The sequence below is a fragment of the Leeuwenhoekiella sp. A16 genome (assembly GCF_047946675.1).
In the GTDB taxonomy this organism is placed as follows: domain Bacteria; phylum Bacteroidota; class Bacteroidia; order Flavobacteriales; family Flavobacteriaceae; genus Leeuwenhoekiella.
Window position 1 is genome coordinate 3,013,430 of record NZ_CP172313.1, and the last position, 14,961, is coordinate 3,028,390.

The following is a 14,961-nucleotide window of genomic DNA, read 5'->3' on the forward strand; positions in this document are numbered from 1 at the left end:
AATATTTAGCTAAATAATAATTTGAAGCTTGTAAATAAACAATTTGCTAACAGGAATAATCTTATTTTTTTAAATCGCTAACAACCTTTATCTTGTCCTGATCATTTTCCTAAATCAATGATGGATCAAGATTCTACTCCTGAGAAAAATAGTATTTTAGAGAAGGTGCTTTTCGCCTTAAAATCTGCTGCGATTTTTACTATAATCTGGCTGATTTTCATGCTTTTTTACCGGATAATTGAGTTGTCTGTTTATGCTTACAGCCATGCTTTACCACAGGGTAGTTTTAAATTACTTGCGATAAGTTGGTTTATAGATCTGCAATTGTGGTTAAAATGTCTGCTTCCTTTTACGTTGGTATTTTTACTCGTTTCTTTGTTTTCCAAAAGGATCGCGCAGATTAGCGCTTCGGTATTTTTGATTCTCTTTTTTTGTATTAATCTACTCCTAATCAATTATTTTAATGAGGCTTTAGTAACGCTGGGAGCTGACCTTTTTGGGTATTCATACACAGATATTTCACAAACTGTGGGAGCTTCAGGAAGTGTGAGCTTTCTTTCAGTTTTTGTATTTCTTCTGGTGATTGCGCCTTTAATATTAGCCTTGATTTTTATACCAAAAAGGCTAAAAATGAACCAATATTTGGCGATTTTTTTGCCGATGGTTTCTTTGGTTCTGCTCAGTTTTGGCAGTGTTAAAAGCGCTAATAATTTTGATCTCGATTCTGATTTTGCATCTAATATCGTTACCAATAAATCTCAAATATTTTACGGCTCTGTAGATGATTACTTATTCAAACCAGAATATGAGGTTGATATTTACGCAGACAGTTATCTGGCAGATATCAATGAAGGCGAAAGTTTTGAATATGTAGATCGTGATTATCCTTTCTTGCACAGAGCAGATACGACAGATGTGCTCTCACCATTTTTTCAACCTAAAGAAAAAGCTCCCAATATTGTTATCATTCTGGTTGAAGGTTTAGGCAGGGCTTTCTCCAACAAAGATGCTTATTTGGGCAGTTTCACCCCATTTCTCGATTCACTTTCTACAAAGAGTTTGTACTGGAAAAACTTCTTAAGCGACGGCGGCCGTACGTTTGCTGTGTTGCCGTCTTTAATGAGTTCGTTGCCTTTTAGCAAAAATGGTTACCTGGCTATGGGAGAAAATATGCCTGACCAATTATCACTTTTTAATGTGCTTGAAAATATTGGCTATAAGACATCTTTCTACTACGGCGGCGATTCTGGCTTTGATAATATGAAGCTGTATCTTCAAAAAAATAATGTTGCTGAGATCAATGATGAAGCGACTTTTCCTGCCACATATCAAAAATTGCCTGAGCATAACGGCTTTACCTGGGGTTACGGTGATAAAGAAGTTTTTGATTACTATTTTGAAAAGAGAAATTCAGATAAAAGTGATAAACCTGCGCTAAGTGTGATTCTCACGGTTGCTACCCATAGTCCGTTTTTAATTAAGGAGGAAAACAAATACAACGATTATTTTGAAAAACGCTTAAGCGAAATGGATCTGAATACGGCAGAAAAAGCTGAGCGCGAAAATTATAAAAAGCAGTACAGCACCATTTTATATGCAGATGATGCGCTAAAAGATTTCTTTAAGAAATATCATAACAGGTCTGACTTTGAGAATACTATTTTCGTAATAACGGGAGATCACCGTATTCCTGAAATTCCGCTGAGTACAAAAATAGATCGTTATCATGTTCCGCTAATTATTTACTCGCCTTTATTAAAACGCACAAAAGTAATGGCATCGGTTTCCAGTCATTTTGATATCGCACCCAGTCTTATCAATTATTTAAAAACCAACTATAAGATTAAAACACCAGAATTTGAGAGCTGGATGGGGCAGGGGCTTGATACTACAAAAACCTTCCAAAACAGGCATAAAATCCCCCTTATGCAGACAAAAACCAGCATGATAGATTTTGTAATGGGTGAGTATCACCTTAACGGAAATAATCTCTTTAGGTTAGATGAAAATATGAATGAAACCCCAATAGATGATAAAGCCAAAAAAGAGCAATTAATTAGCGCTTTTAATGCGTTTAAGCTGAAAAATAACAAGATCACAAACGGCTTTAAAATTATTCCAGACTCTATTTACACCAAGTATACCAGCCAGAAATAACTACAATTTAGCCTTCTGATTTTTAAGAATACTGCCTAGCATTGGGCGGTAGAATTTCCAGAAAAAACTTGCTCGTTCCAGCGGTTGGCGGTCGTCGTAAAAAAGACTTTTAAAAGCGGAAATCCCTTTAAAATAAGAGCTTTTAAAATTTACCGGATTATCACTAAAATCGCCTGAAAAGTAGTAAAAATCGTAGTCAGAACCGGTGTGACTGGTTACGGCAGGAAAACTAAACGGAATGTTGTGTTGCGCTAATAAAGCTTTGCCTTTAGCATTCACGTCAATATCAAAGGATGCGGCAATCGTGTTTATCGCTAAATCTGGTTGCATCACATCAAACCAAAATGGATATTTTATTTCCGCTGGCAGCGAAAGATTTTTCCGGGCATTTTTTGTGCTTTTTATAAAAGGCATTGAGCGATTTAGATCAGTCCCTTCCTCGAGAACGATAACCTGTTGTTCTTTTCCCACAAAGATGATTCCTGATTTTTTAAAATTCCACTTTGTACCGTTTGTGGATTCATAACTGGTAACCATCCATTGCGGGATATCGCTGTTTCTGTCTTTATCCAGATTATCAAAATATCGTCCCGTCCAGCCTGTCCATTTAAGACCAAACAATTTTTCAAATTCATGTCTGTTTTCGCTTAAAGTTGGGGAGCCTATGGTATTGAATTCGGCAAGAATTAACTTCTTTTCCTTCTTCATCAGCTTTAGAAAATCGACGTCGTTTTGGCTTAAGCCACCATATAACAATCCCGGCTTTCCCGCGCCATCTCCCTTTTTATACCAGTCGCTGCTGTAAACACCATACGTGTCTGTAAAATAAACAGCATCTGCATCTTTGCTCAATTTTTTTAATTGCGTGTGCGTAAAACGCTCAAGCCCTTTAATCTTGTAATTTTCATCATCTTCGGGGAAAAAACCAAAATAATCCGCTTTTGCGTTATAGGCCTGATGTGAGGTTTTAGTAATTCTGTTGTTGTTTAAAACCCAGTTTAGTGAGAGGTGTTTTTCGCGGTTCTGCGTAATTACAGATTTATCTATAACTGCAACTACTAATTTTTGATTGGGCGTAAAAAACCACGCAGCCCACATGCCAAGTGGAATAATAACAATGAAGATAATAATTGCAAAAAATATCTTCTTTACCATTTGTTAGAATCTTTTAGAATAGCCTAAACCAAAAGATATTTGATTGCCGCGTGTACTTTTTGCATATTCCTGATTGTCGAGCGACAGTTGAACTGAGATAACATTAGTATCATTAAATATCGCGCTGTAACCTAAAGCAACGTTATGTGATTTTAATTTGTATGTGTTTGCAGAGCTGTACAAAACATTATCTGTACTATCATCTGGTGAGATACCGGTACCTATTTTAAAACTGATGTAATCATCTGCACCACCTAAATAGTAACGTATGTTTAAAGAATAGGATTGTGAAACTGAACTGTCTGACGGAGTAAGATATGTACGCAGATTAAACCAGTAATTCTTATAATATTTACCTACACCTATTGTATAGATCCATGTTTGATCATCAAAAGCGAGCATCCTGAAGCCTGCATCTGCCTCAAATGCTGCCGGTAAATTAGCATAAAGCGAAAAACCAGCCCGATAATGTGGAAAAATGCCATCTTTATTAGAAATACCGCCGCTTACATAGGTATAAAACAAATCTGAAATACGAGGATACATATCGATCTCAAATTGAGTTCCATCGGTTTTAAACCTATTTGCGTAGTTGAAGCGCGCCGTTACAGAACCTAATTTTGTCTGGCGGCCGTAACTTATACTTCCCAGATGCCAGGCATCATCAAAACGTTTATCAAAATATACATAATCGTAAGCAGCGCTAATTGTATTTTTAGCAGACATAACCTGAATTGTTTGGTTCAATTCTCTTGCCGCTGTGAGTTTAGGATTTATTTTTAGGAGCTTATTTATCGTTTCACTCGCGGCTGTGTATTCTTCCAGATCTTTTAAAATTTTCGCTTTAAGCAATAATAGATTTTCAGCTTTGGGATGTATCGCGATTCCGTTGTTTACGATTTCAAGAGCTCGTGGCGAATTATCATTCCAATACTCAAGATTTCCGTAGGCCAAAGATGCTTCCTGATGACCCGCTTCCTTTTGCAAAACCTCATTAAAAATCATGCGCGCCTGCTGCAGACTGTCTGTAAATGTGTACAGCCTCCCCAGAAATACGCTCACTTCTAAATAGTCTGGGCTTTTAGCCAGTGCCATTTTAGTAAGTCTAATTGCTTCAGGATAATTGTCATCATCAAAAGCGGTTTTGCGTGCCTTTGTATACAGCTCATCTGTGCCCAGATTATCTTGTGCGTAGGCAGAAGAAAAAGTCGTAAAAATAAGAATGCCGAAAATTACAAGCGCTGATGATCGTATTTGTCTGCGCTTGAGTATTGTAAGTGTCATTGGGTAATAGATTTATTCAAAATTAAGTCAGGTTTTCTTTTAAGCAACTTTCTTTTCGGGATTTGTTAAGCCGGTACGCACCATTTGTCCCCATGATTTTTTGCCGCGAATAAGATCGATATTTCCCATAATTGCTGCCCACATCACAAAGGGATGATAGAGAAGAGGCTCTAAAAGAGCTGTTCTAATAAGCTGAAACATGTAAGCCGGCTTCGTATACTGCTGAAAAGAAAATTCTTCAAAAAACAATGCCGTTACCGAAAATAGGATAGCAAAACTATAAACGACCGTAAAAAATATGGAGAAAACAACCCAGTCAACCTGCCCGAATATTAAAAGGAAGACGAAAAAAATCAGTCCTACGAACTCAATTATCGGTGCTAACCACTCAAAAAACAGCCAGTACGGCGTACTTAATAACCCAAGTATTTTATACTTAGGATTAAAGATCATTTTTCTGTGAGCCCAGAGTGTCTCTACTGTTCCTCGTGTCCAGCGGTTGCGTTGCCTTTGTAAGATATTCCAGGATTGTGGTACTTCTGTCCAGCACAAAGGGTCTGGTACAAAGCCTACGGTGTAATCAATATTTTTCTCGCGCATCATGCGACGCATGCGCACGAGCAACTCCATATCTTCTCCTACAGTATTGGGATTGTAACCGCCGGCTTCTATAACCGTTTTTTTATCAAACATGCCAAAGGCTCCTGAGATAAGTAAAAGACCATCAACGCGTGACCACGCCATTCTACCCATTAAAAAAGCTCTGAAATATTCTAGAATCTGCGCTCTGGCGAGAAAAGTGTTAGGCAGTTTTACTTCTATAATTCTGCCATCTTCTATTATGCATGAGTTAGCAACACGTATAATTCCGCCGGAAGCGATTACCTTTTTCTCGTTATTGAGAAACGGTTTTATAAGTTTAAGTAAAGCGTCTCTTTCTAAAATACAGTCTACATCTATACAGCAGATCATCTCATGGCTGCAAATATTTATCCCGGTGTTTAAAGCATCTGCCTTCCCGCCGTTTTCTTTGTCTATAACCTTGATGCTTTTATAAGCTTTGTTTTTTGATACATAGATATTCCTAACTTCTTTAGTAGGTATGTAATTGGGATATAGAAGTTCATCAGGAACGAGATCAAAAGTATCAATAAGTCGCTGCAATGTGTTGTCTTTACTACCATCGTTTATTATGACGATCTCGTATGAAGGATAGTTTAAAGTTAGCAGCGAGCGCACATTCTCAATAACATTAGCTTCTTCATTATAAGCCGGCGCCAAGACAGAGATCATAGGCAGATTAGAAGACTGCAACAATGCGATCTCATCCTGAAAATTGTGTCGCCTTTTATAATCTCTTAATTCGATGAGGGAAAATATGGCAGAGAATACATAACCAGAACATATAATCAATCCATAGGCAAGAAAAACCCAACTGGCAATTTCTGTAATATGGTAAAAATTAATATCCATGGTTATATCTTTTTGTTTTACTTAAAAACCGTGAGCGATTGTTGGAGTAGTGGGAGCTTCTTCAATACCACCTACTTTTTTGCTAAAGACTGTATATTTTAATTCAGGTTTAAAATGACATGAAGCCTTGTGAAACTCAATCTTAATATTCCACTTTGCTTTACTCATTGCAGGGATTAGTGCTTCCAGATTATCATAAGAACCTATGCTTTGTATTGTCTCAAGCATTTCTTTTTTGATAAGCTGAGTTTCTGCGCTGAAGGAGGTGGTTATGTGGGTTAATAGCTCCCCATGTTCCATTTTACAAAGACTTTTAATAGTTTCTAGACGCACTTCTTCGTTAGGGTTTTTAAGAAAAGGCATCAGAAGAGGAATATTCTCAAACTGATTATACTCGGCTATCATCTTGATACAAAAAATAACAACGCTGTCTAAACTGTGGTCTAGCCAAACCGAAAAATCTGGCATCGTACCCTGATATGAATATTTAAGGCCATTTTCTATATAGATCTGCTGCCACATCGTGAGCGGCTTTTTAATTTTCCCTAAAAAATACAGCGGATTATTAGCTGCTAATTTTAAAGAATAAAGCAAAGCTTGTTGTCGCAATTCATCTCTTGATGCGTTAAGCAAGGGTTCTATAAAATGATTGGGTATTGCTATTGAGAGTTGAGAAAAAACAAACAGGGCTCTCGCTTTTTGATGCCAGTTGCCCGTTTTTAGGTCGTTAAGAACGAAATCGAAAAGACCCAGATCTAAGAAAAGTTCTTTAATAAGTGCCGAAGATTCTCCTTTAAGATTCTCGTCAAAAATTAATATTTGTTTTATAGTGATCTTAAGGTCAAATTTGGTCTTTAGGTAAGCAGATTTAAATTTTATTACTTCTCCTGATTTGTCAAAATCTTCATCAAATAAATACTGATTTATAAAATCTAATAAAGCATTTTCAAGTTCTGCTTTTCTTTTTGACTTCCTGTTCTTATTGATGCGCAGAAACAAAATGAAGCTCACTAACAGAATTGCTGTTGTCAAAAAGAACATGCTAAACACGAAATTAACTCGTAATAGCCATGGCCATTCATCAAAGAATCTATGGTAGAAGTTCATGTTGTAATTGTTTACGTTGACTTGGGGTCAATAAGCTTTAATCTATCTTTTATCTTTTACCTAGCGTGCGCTTTACACGTAAGGAAAGTTCGTTAGGGCTAAATGGTTTAGTAATAAAATCATCTACTCCCATATTAAATGCATCTGTAATAATATCTTCTTGAGTTGAGGTAGAAAGAACGATTATCGGGATATCTGGCGATTTTTCTTTAATAAATTCTATAAGTTGATTTCCTGATATAAACGGTAGCATAAGATCTGTAAGAATAAGATCAAACTTATCGCTTGATAATTTGCTCATGGCATCTCGACCGTCTTCTGCTATAATCACTTCATACCCATCTTTTTTAAGTTTAAATTCTAATGATTTAACAACCATAGGGTTGTCTTCAATTACTAAAATCTTCTTCATGTTTCAATCAGTTTGGGAAAATCTCTGGAGATTTCCTTTTGTAGAGCAGCAAATTCATTTTTTAAATTTTCTACCAATTGAGGAACGTCATTAGCCTCTGATTCATAAACAAGGAGGTTGCATATATTTTTACCTGTCTCGCTTTCTATCATCTCAAAAGACGGCTTTATATTATGAGCTATTTCACCAATTGTTTTATAATCTGCTGTAGCCAATAATTGATCGATCTCTGCTAATTTTCGCTCTACAGAGCTGGTGAATATTTGCAGGGATTCTGCTACAAATTCTAAATTACCATCAGAAATTGCATTTAAATAATCTAATGAGTACTTCTTATGAGTACCAGTTTCTGTGGGAATAAATAATTCATTGATCTGTTCTACAACTTTATGTGTAAATTTCTTTTCAATAAAGTACAAATTGTTTTGCTTATACCGCTCTTTTTTATCCTCACTTTTAAAAGAAACCAGAATAGGCACCTCTAATTTTACTTCGATAGTTAGATACTCATAAGTTTGATAAGCATTTAAAGGAGATGCATCTTCTTCTATAACTATCGCATCTGGCTGATCTAATTTTATATTCTGTATTAATTCTATTGTATGACTGTATGTAGTAACTGCCCAACCATTAATTCTGGACAGATCAAGAAAATCAGTTTTATGCTGCTCATCGCTTTCAATAAAAGCGATTTTAAGAGGGTTTTTTGTATGTTTTAAACCGATTTTCATGAGTTTAGAGCAGATTTTTCTTGAGTATTCATTACAAGATGTTCAATAATTACTTGTTGCAAGGTCTCTAAGACAACAGGCTTTGTTATATAGTCATCCATACCGTATGACATACAGCGCTCTCTCTCTCCTATAAGTGTGCGTGCTGTTAAAGCAATAATAGGTATACGATCACCTTTTTTCTCAATAGCTCTAATTTCCTGGCTTGCTTCAAAACCGCTTAATACCGGCATTTGCACATCCATAAGAATTAAGTCTATAGGTGTGCTTTTATAAACTTCTACTGCTTCGCTACCATCATCTGCATCAATAATATTGGCAAGCGGAAGTATTTTATTAATGATCGTTTTTGTAAGAAACTTGTTTACAGGATTATCTTCAGCTACTAAAATAGTGTAGGTTAAAGCAGACAGATCAACTTCTGGTAAGACACCTATTCCGTTTTCACTACTATTGTTTTTACTTTCGAGATTATTAATCATCTCATATAGTTTATTGATTTGTATAGGTTTTACGGTATTGTAATGCACATCAAGTTCTTTGCATGCTTGTACCACTTTCTCATCGTCTCCAGAACTGTGAAGCAGCATTATAGGAAGGTCTTCGCTCGCGATATTTAGTTTTTCCCTCATATGTTTAATTAGATCTATACCATTTAAATAAGGCATATGGTAATCTATAATCGCAAGATCATATTCTTGATCTTTACCAAGCATATCTAAAGCCTCGATACCGTTATTTATAAGCGTAGATTTAATTTTATCTCCTGCCAGCATTTCTTGTAAGATTATCCTGTTGTTTTCGTTATCATCTACAACAAGCACATTTTTAATATTTTTTTTAATAGATGAGGCTGTACTCTTAGGAGTTTCTGACCTGAATTTTACTTCGAAAGAAAAGACGCTTCCTTCGCCCATTGTACTTTCTACCTCTAGTTTACTTCCCATAAGCTCAAGCAGCTTGTTGCTAATGGTAACTCCCAGACCTGTCCCGCCGTATTTACGAGTGGTAGAGCCATCTTCCTGATCAAAGGCATGAAATATTTTCTTCAGGTTGTGAGGTGCAATGCCAATACCTGTATCACGAATAGAAAAGCGATATACCATTTCTGCATTCTCAATATCACAGGCTATTGTTTGTATGTTGAGTTCTACCTCGCCTTTTTCTGTAAATTTTACAGCATTGCCAAGCAGGTTCGTCAATATCTGTCTAAGACGTACCGAGTCGGCATATATGAAACGATTATTTTGTACTGGAATATTTAGAAGGACTTCAAGACCTTTTGCATGTGCCTGATGTCTTATTATATCTATAGTTTGACTACAAAGATCCTGCAGGTCGATCTTCTCTTCGTTTATTTCAAGTTTACCGGCTTCTATTTTTGAGAAATCGAGGATATCATTTAAAAGATCTAAAAGCGTATTAGCAGAGTTATTGACGGTCTGCATATATTTTTCCTGACTTGGGGTTAAGTCAGTTTTCATCAAAAGATCTGTAAAACCAATTACTCCATTGAGGGGAGTTCTAATCTCGTGGCTCATATTTGCCAGAAATTCAGATTTTGACTTGCTTGCAGATTCTGCTTTTAATTTAGCGCTTACAAGAGAAGCTTCCATTTTTTTGAGCTGCGTAATATCTGTCGCTACTCCTAAATAGCCTGTAATTTTACCCTTGTGATTGCTTATTGATGTTACAACAAGCTGAACCGGAAATCTAGATCCGTCTTTTCTTATAAAGGTCCATTCTCTTGATTCAAAATTGCCTTTTTTGGCTTTGCTGGTAAAAACATCAAAACCAGACACTTTTTTGTCATATTCAAGCGATAATTCTTCACTTCTTGCTTTCACTTCAGTCACATCGTGAAGTTTACTTACATGTAATGAACCTATAGCCTCTTCTGCCGTGTAACCTAATAAATTTTCTGCACCGCGGTTAAATTTGCGCACATTACCTTTTAGATCTGTTTCTATAATTGAAACCTGGGTTGTGGCATTCATGAGACTTTGCAGGTCATTAAGGCTGTGCTCTAAAGCGCGTTGAGCTTTTTTGCTCTTAGTCATATCGACCACCTGGCCTATTAAGGAAGTAGGTCTGCCGTGTTCATCTGCAAGAGCAGAAACCGTTAAAAAACCATGAATTATATTTCCATTTTTATGGATGTAGCGCTTTTCTATGCTGTAAGATTCTCTTTCTTTAGAAATTATCTCTTTGAGAAACTCAATATCGTTATTGAGATCTTCAGGATGAGTAATGTCTTTAAAATTTAATTCTAGCAATTCATCCTTGCTATAACCTATCATTTTAGACAGGTTTTGATTAACCATGAGCCACTTTCCATCTGGGGTTACAACGCCCATCCCATTAGGAGAATATTCAAAAGCGTTCATGAACTTTTTAGAATTCTCAAGTGATTTGCTTTCTAGTTCTTTGCGGCTCGTAATGTCTTCAAACTGGGTTATTATAAGATCATCTTCCTTAGAATGACCGTATATGATTGAGGTATTAACTGTACACCAAATGATCTCACCGGTAACTTTTTTAAATCTACTCTCGAGTTTGTAGCTTGTAATTTCACCGGTAAGCAATTGTTGCCTGTAGAGAGCGGCCTGAGGCAGATCTTCGGGATGAATAACATCTCTAAAAGTTAGTTTGAGAACCTTTTCTCTGTCTCTTTCTTTAAAACCGAATATCTTTAAACTGGCCGAATTAGCCATCAACAGTTTGTTGTCTGTATTAACTAATAAAATACCTATTGACGAATTAGTAAATATCTTTTTAAACCTGTCTTTAGTGGTACGAAGTTCTATCTCATACTTTTTTTGTGCATCAATATCCTGAAAAGCTCCATAAACCCGTACACATTCTCCATTTTTAAACTCTGGCTTGCCTAAAGCACGTACCCAGATCTCATTACCTTTTGCCGTAACAAGTTTTAGTTCTTCATCAAAAGGGAGATTCTTTTCTACAGCCGCATTAAACAAGGTTGTTATCCTGTCGCGGCTCCAGCCTTCTTTGTAAAATTGCAGACCCTGATCAAGTTGAGGTACATAGTCTTCACTTACTTCATGAATGTCTCTTGTTACTTTAGTCCAGATAAGTTGGCCTTTAATTAGATCTATCTCCCAGCCGCCTACGCGCGCTATCTCATTAGTCTCGTGAAAGATATCATTGTATCTTTCTAATTTCTCGAGATCACGATTAGTATCTGTTTCTTTATCTAAAGTGAATTTTAATATAGCACTTTGCGCAGTTGCATCATTATAAATAAGCTTCCCACTTACTTTAAAGGTAATTTCCTTATTATCTGCGTTTGTAAAAAGTAAAGTGGTATTGAAGTCTATATGCGATTTAGCGGCATGCGCATCAAGCACTTCGCAGATATCTTGTTTAAGGTCGCCCTTAAAATAAGATCGTATATGCTCTTTCACCTGATCTGAAGGAATGGGAAGCTGCAATGTTTTCCAAAATGAGTTGCTTACCCAAAAATCAGCTGAATCAAAATTATAATACCATGTGCCATTTAAAACATCTTCATTAAGCCAGAAAAAAATCTCCTGATCTTTAGAAAGCAGATTGCAATATTCATCTTGTAAGACAAACACTTTAGACATGTTTTTAAGTAGGTTTAAATTGGGCTGAGGTCTAAAACATAAACACGTTTTTATTTTGACTTTTCTTAACGTGTTAATGGAGTATTCCTACAATTTGGTACAAAATAAGTGTTTTAAATCGAATTAACATGTATTTTGTCGATATTTTAATAGTTAAATTTTTGACTGGTAACCGATTATTGCCGCAGAAGTACCGATTTTTAACCGTATTTCACCGATTTTTTAAAGACAGTAAGCAGAAAATTGCTGCTTACTGATAGGAGAATACCATTAGCAATTTTTAATTGAAGAAAAGCTAATAATAGATAATTTGGCTTTAAGCCAAATTAAAAATCGGTCATTTATATACGAAAAACCGCCCAAATAGGCGGTTTTTCGCAGAAAGCTATATTAGTTTAATTTATATTTCTCCTTTTCTCAAAGCTTCTGCAGCATAATTTGCTGCCCTGGCAGAAAGTGCCATATAGGTAAGAGAAGGGTTTTGTGTTGAGGTTGAGGTCATACATGCACCGTCTGTTATAAATACATTTTTACAGTGATGCATTTGATTCCATTCATTAACTATAGAAGTATTGGGGTCTTTACCCATACGCGCACCGCCCATTTCGTGAATATCGAGACCTGGAGCTTGCTTTGTATCATGCGTTTGAATGTTTTCGAAACCTGCTTTTTCAAACATTTCTGTAAATGTCTTAAAGAAGTGAGCGAGCATTTTCTCGTCATTGTCGTCATAATCTACAGAGAAATGAATAAGTGGCATTCCCCATTCATCTGTTTCTGTCTCGTCAAGCTTGATGTAACTTGATTCTTTAGGGATGGTAGCGCCCATAAAACCTGCTCCCACATACCAGGGGCCATAATCTGGTTTTTCATCAAGCAATTGATGGGTAAGTGGCTCACCAAGTTCTGAACCTATTTCAGGGTTACGCGATCTGCCTGCATAAAAAGTGGCAGCATATCCTCTTAAGAAGTCGGTTTCCTGTTTATACACATTTTGAAAACGAGGCATGTAGGCGGTTGTAGGTATTCTGCCTTTCATAGCCTGATCTTTATGACCGTTATGAACTGCATTTATCTTACCGCGATAATTGTGAAAAGCTACATACTTCCCTAAAACTCCGCTGTCATTACCTAAACCATTAGGAAAACGATCTGATTTTGAATTAAGCAAAACACTTACCGTGTTTACAGAGCCGGCGTTTAAGAAAATAATTTTTGCGTTATAATCTGTTACTTCTTTGGTGTGTGCATCAATAACACGCACACCAGAAGCTTTACCACTTTCTTCATCATAAAGAACAGATTGAACAACAGAATCTGGTTGTAGTGTAAGATTCCCGGTTTTCTGCGCCCATGGTATAGTAGATGAAACTGAACTATAATAACCACCAAACGGGCAACCACGCTCACATTCTGTTCTTTTCATACATTGAGAACGGCCCTGTTGATGATGAATATCTTTAGCTTCAGAAAGGTGTGCACAACGCCCAAATATCACTTTTCTGTCATCATAATTAGTATTGACAAAATCTTTAAAGTAATCCTGAACACAATTAAGGTCCCACGCCGGCAGGAATTCGCCATCAGGTAAATTGTCCAGACCATCTTTATTTCCGGTTATACCGGCAAATATTTCAACCTTGCTATACCATTCAGCCAGATCATTATGACGTATGGGCCAGTCTACTGCAAAACCATCTCGTGCAGGTCCTTCAAAATCGTAATCACTCCAGCGTTGCGTTTGGCGTGCCCAAAGTAAAGATTTACCACCCACTTGATAACCACGTATCCAGTCAAAAGGCTTATCCTGCACATAAGGATGCTCTTTATCTTTTACCATAAAGTGCGCGTTGTCTTCTTTAAAGGCATAGCAGCGCGAGACAATAGGATTTTCTTCCTGCACCTCATAGGGCATTTCGCCTCTGTGCTTAAATTCCCATGGCTGCATGTTTGTGGTAGGATAATCCTTTATATGTGTAACATTGCGGCCTCGCTCTAGCAGTAATGTTTTTAAACCCTGCTCACAGAGTTCTTTTGCCACCCAGCCGCCACTCATACCGGCGCCTATTATAATGGCATCAAAATTTGTCTTGTTCATGCTTTTATTGTTGAAATATCGTAACAAGCTATATATTCTGAAGGTATTAGTTCATAATCCATATACCCCTGCATATAAAATGCTGATGTAGTTAAATTACGCAGGGATTGCCCTCTCACTGTGTTGATGAAATAAATAAGATTTTCTTGTGACTCTTCAGGCTCTTGTTTATCTAAAACTCCCTGAACTACATTTATAACCGCTTCAGGTTTTTCAGTTTCTATCTCCAGCTTGCTTTCGTTCATCAGATTTTTATAATCATTAAAACCTCGTGCAAACTTTGCAATATCTTCCTCACTTGAGCAGTCATTTACCATAGTCATGATAAAATCTTCTGGCGGAGTAATTTTATCAACTTTACTCTGTAGTGGTAAAAACGTCTCACTAATTTGAGCCAGATAGTCTTTATGCTTATCGTCTAAATTGAGTTTCCCTTTTGAAAGGAAATCTGTAACCTCTTCTTCACCTAGATCGCAACGGGTCATTACCATTGCTGCAATAGAGGCAAGTGCCAGGCTTTTTATTGCTTCTCTTCTGTGCATATTTTTAAACTTGCGTGATTATCTAAAACGATATAGTCGAAATAACTTATTGTAGAGTGATTAGTCTTATGCAAAATAAAATTCAGGATAGTGTCTTAATTGAACTATGAAAGTAAAAAAATCATTTTTAAAATAGATAAAATGTATCGAAAACATTTAAAAATATTTGATACATGTTGCCAGAGCGCATTTTTATAACGATTGCGTAAATAACTAAAACAATTTGAAGAGTTATAATTAGAGAATTTAGTATTTTCAGAAATATTTAAGATAATTACTGATATGCTGAGAATTATGAGTGATTAAACCGTTTAAGCGTGAATTAATTCTAATAAAAATTAGATTACGTATTAAACTCTTAATGTTTTTAATAGTCTTAGATAGAATAAAG

At 36.3% G+C, this 14,961-nt stretch carries 10 protein-coding genes; 1 reads left to right on the forward strand and 9 read right to left on the reverse strand.

Going from position 1 to position 14,961, the window contains the following annotated elements; all coding sequences use genetic code 11:
* Nucleotides 1-117 precede the first annotated feature (117 nt).
* Nucleotides 118-2,157 carry an LTA synthase family protein gene (locus tag ACH3O9_RS13190; protein ID WP_416441189.1) on the forward strand — a complete coding sequence of 680 codons (2,040 nt, stop codon included), beginning with the start codon at nucleotides 118-120 and terminating at the stop codon, nucleotides 2,155-2,157.
* On the opposite strand, the gene ACH3O9_RS13195 is transcribed toward ACH3O9_RS13190, so the two are convergent.
* The 9 genes from ACH3O9_RS13195 to ACH3O9_RS13235 all read right to left on the reverse strand — a co-directional run bounded on the left by ACH3O9_RS13195 (nucleotide 2,158) and on the right by ACH3O9_RS13235 (nucleotide 14,570).
* Nucleotides 2,158-3,312 carry a hypothetical protein gene (locus ACH3O9_RS13195; RefSeq protein ID WP_416441191.1) on the reverse strand — a complete coding sequence of 385 codons (1,155 nt, stop codon included), beginning with the start codon at nucleotides 3,310-3,312 and terminating at the stop codon, nucleotides 2,158-2,160.
* 3 nt (nucleotides 3,313-3,315) lie between these two features.
* Entirely contained in the window at nucleotides 3,316-4,596 is a 1,281-nt protein-coding gene (locus ACH3O9_RS13200; protein ID WP_416441193.1) for a YaiO family outer membrane beta-barrel protein, read from the reverse strand.
* Between the two features lie 39 nt (nucleotides 4,597-4,635).
* On the reverse strand, nucleotides 4,636-6,069 hold the full coding sequence (locus ACH3O9_RS13205) for a glycosyltransferase family 2 protein (protein ID WP_416441195.1): 1,434 nt from the start codon (nucleotides 6,067-6,069) through the stop codon (nucleotides 4,636-4,638).
* Nucleotides 6,070-6,090: 21 nt separating this feature from the next.
* Entirely contained in the window at nucleotides 6,091-7,176 is a 1,086-nt protein-coding gene (locus tag ACH3O9_RS13210; RefSeq protein WP_416441197.1) for a HEAT repeat domain-containing protein, read from the reverse strand.
* Between the two features lie 49 nt (nucleotides 7,177-7,225).
* Nucleotides 7,226-7,588 carry a response regulator transcription factor gene (locus tag ACH3O9_RS13215; RefSeq protein WP_416441199.1) on the reverse strand — a complete coding sequence of 121 codons (363 nt, stop codon included), beginning with the start codon at nucleotides 7,586-7,588 and terminating at the stop codon, nucleotides 7,226-7,228.
* Nucleotides 7,585-8,319, reverse strand: a complete 735-nt coding sequence (locus ACH3O9_RS13220; protein ID WP_416441201.1) for an Hpt domain-containing protein — start codon at nucleotides 8,317-8,319, stop codon at nucleotides 7,585-7,587. Before ACH3O9_RS13220 ends, ACH3O9_RS13215 begins: the two co-directional genes overlap by 4 nt.
* Entirely contained in the window at nucleotides 8,316-11,930 is a 3,615-nt protein-coding gene (locus tag ACH3O9_RS13225) for a PAS domain S-box protein (protein WP_416441203.1), read from the reverse strand. The genes ACH3O9_RS13220 and ACH3O9_RS13225 overlap by 4 nt, the downstream gene beginning before the upstream one ends.
* A gap of 400 nt (nucleotides 11,931-12,330) precedes the next feature.
* The gene (locus tag ACH3O9_RS13230) at nucleotides 12,331-14,028 is read right to left on the reverse strand and encodes a GMC oxidoreductase (protein WP_416441205.1); all 1,698 of its coding nucleotides are present in this window, start codon (nucleotides 14,026-14,028) and stop codon (nucleotides 12,331-12,333) included.
* Nucleotides 14,025-14,570, reverse strand: coding sequence for a hypothetical protein (locus ACH3O9_RS13235; protein ID WP_416441207.1), 546 nt, complete (start codon nucleotides 14,568-14,570; stop codon nucleotides 14,025-14,027). Before ACH3O9_RS13235 ends, ACH3O9_RS13230 begins: the two co-directional genes overlap by 4 nt.
* Nucleotides 14,571-14,961: the final 391 nt, after the last annotated feature.